This is a genomic window from Candidatus Dadabacteria bacterium, from assembly GCA_026706695.1.
GTDB lineage: Bacteria > Desulfobacterota_D > UBA1144 > Nemesobacterales > Nemesobacteraceae > Nemesobacter.
In genome coordinates this window covers 1-1,796 of the sequence record JAPOYE010000106.1, presented here as the reverse complement: position 1 = coordinate 1,796, position 1,796 = coordinate 1, and the positions used below count along the sequence as shown (strand labels likewise).

At 51.0% G+C, this 1,796-nt stretch carries 3 protein-coding genes; 1 reads left to right on the top strand and 2 read right to left on the bottom strand.

Features of this window, described 5'->3' with window-relative positions:
- Together OXG10_08255 and OXG10_08250 are read right to left on the bottom strand one after the other, a co-directional pair.
- The coding region (locus OXG10_08255; protein MCY3827347.1) for a hypothetical protein at positions 1-401 on the bottom strand (401 nt) is incomplete at its 3' end.
- A gap of 29 nt (positions 402-430) precedes the next feature.
- Positions 431-640 carry a hypothetical protein gene (locus OXG10_08250; protein ID MCY3827346.1) on the bottom strand — a complete coding sequence of 70 codons (210 nt, stop codon included), beginning with the start codon at positions 638-640 and terminating at the stop codon, positions 431-433.
- A 182-nt stretch (positions 641-822) separates the two neighbouring features.
- Here OXG10_08250 and OXG10_08245 point away from each other — a divergent pair, with 182 nt between their 5' ends.
- Positions 823-1,665: a sulfurtransferase gene (locus tag OXG10_08245; protein MCY3827345.1), complete on the top strand. Its 843-nt coding sequence runs from the start codon at positions 823-825 to the stop codon at positions 1,663-1,665.
- Positions 1,666-1,796: the final 131 nt, after the last annotated feature.

Genomic DNA, 1,796 nt, shown 5'->3' with positions numbered 1-1,796 from the left:
GGAAGTATGTCTTGGGGATTTCTGCCTAAAAACCCGAGCACGAATCCGAGCAGCACCACGGTCTCGTTTATTCCCCAGGGAACCACGTGCGGAAGCAGGAGACGGTTTGAGAACTCCTCAAGCCTTTTTCCCGGCTCCTGGCCTTGGGTTGAGAGAAATTTCTTGCGAAGCGATTTCTCAGAAAGGGTAAACCTGTATATGAGAAGGGAGATTACTCCAAGCACCACTCCTCCAAGAAGAAATACTGCCTTTACGTTTTCTCTGACATCCGGCGCCTCGGGCGATTTGAAAACGAAAACCACCGCGGTGTAGGCGAACATGGCAAGCAGCAGGGCGGACCAGACTATTTTCAGGGCGCTCTGGTTCTTTGAGACGGATGAAGCGCGATTTTTCCTGTCCATGGCTCTGGGCGGGGGGCGGGATTGTACGCTCAGGATGTGATCTTGGCGAAAATCACGCTCAGGATTATGAGTGCGATGAAGATTCCCATCATGTAAAAAGGCACGCTTGGGTTATATCCCTTTTCTATGTTCGGAACCCTTTTCTGGGACCAGATTATTGGGGCAACTTCGTTTTCATCCGGCGCCTCGGTTTCCTGTTCCGCCATTTCTTCTGTTTTCTGCTCTTCTGTTTCCGCCATTTTAAGGTTTCCTGAGACTGTGCGTACGAAGAAATTATCACGCAACCCTCCCCGAAAATCAAGTTTCCCGCGGGGCCCGGCGGTCCCTTGGGGATTTCTTGAAAACCCGCCCCCGTGTATTTATAATTACCTAAATATTGTAAAAGGCCGCGAAGTTACGCGGCCGAACGGAGGTTTCAGAAATGGCGGATTACGCAAACCCGGATGTTTTGGTAAGCACGGACTGGGTAGAGGAGCATATCGACGATCCCGATATCGTTATAGTTGAATCGGATGAGGACATATTGCTTTACGAGATAGGACACATAAGAAATTCGGTGAAATTCGACTGGCAGACCGAGCTTCAGGATCAGCTTATAAGGGACTACGTTAGCAGGGAGGATTTCGAGGCACTGCTTTCGGAAAAAGGCATTTCAAACGACCACGCAGTGGTTTTCTACGGGGACAGGAGCAACTGGTGGGCCTGCTACGCATTCTGGACCTTCAAGGTGCTTGGACATGAAAAATGTCTTATAATGGACGGCGGCAGGCAGAAATGGGTCGACGAGGGAAGAGATATGGTAAAAGAGGTTCCCGAAAGACCGAAAACCGATTACAAGGTGTCGGCTGTCGATGAGTCAATAAGGGCTTTTCGCGATGACGTTCTTGGACACATGAACTCGGGCAAGCCGCTTGTCGATGTCCGTTCCCCGAAGGAATATTCGGGAGAACTGCTTCACATGGAGGCTTACCCTCAGGAAGGCGCGCTTCGCGGAGGACATATTCCGGGTGCGGTAAACGTCCCTTGGGCTACGGCCGCCAATGAGGACGGAACTTTCCGCTCGGCCGATGAGCTTGTCGAGATATACGAAAAGGGGCAGGGGCTAAGCAAGGATCAGGACGTGATTGCCTACTGCAGGATAGGGGAGCGTTCTTCTCACACCTGGTTTGTTCTTACCTATCTTCTCGGGTTTGAGAGCGTCAGGAATTACGACGGCTCGTGGACCGAGTGGGGGAACCTTGTAAGGGCTCCGATAGAAAAATAAAAGGAGAAACGTTTTTTGCGTGAATAAGAAAGGGTGTGGTCTTGCGGGTCCGCATCCTTTTTTTTGAGATTGCGGGAAAATGGCCAGCATAGATGAAATAGTCCGGGAATTTCAAGGGGCGGACCGTCAGG